Origin of the sequence: Cobetia sp. SIMBA_158 (genome assembly GCF_046566945.1) — a bacterium.
Taxonomy (GTDB): Bacteria; Pseudomonadota; Gammaproteobacteria; order Pseudomonadales; family Halomonadaceae; genus Cobetia; species Cobetia amphilecti.
Genome location: NZ_JAWJYL010000567.1, coordinates 1 through 261 on the forward strand (window position 1 = coordinate 1; position 261 = coordinate 261).

Consider the following 261-nt stretch of genomic DNA (forward strand, 5'->3'; position numbering starts at 1 on the left):
GAGCCGATCAGCCGCTTCTTCAAGCTGGCCCGGGGCGGTGTCTCCAACACGTTGCGGGCGGGCACGGATGGGGCGCGCGGTGCCTTCACCAGTCCGCGCCCGATCCACTACAAATACGACCGCTGCGTCACCGTGCGCGAGATGGCGCGGCTGCACGGGTTCCCCGACTGGTTCCGCTTTAACGCCACCAAATGGCATGGTGCGCGTCAGATCGGCAATTCGGTGCCGCCGCCCCTGGCCCGTGCCGTGGCGGCTCAGATG

General features: G+C 68.2%; 1 protein-coding gene. It reads left to right on the forward strand.

All coding sequences use genetic code 11. The features are described from left to right. The coding region (locus R2R70_RS21105) for a DNA cytosine methyltransferase (protein ID WP_410979066.1) at window positions 1-261 on the forward strand (261 nt) is incomplete at both ends.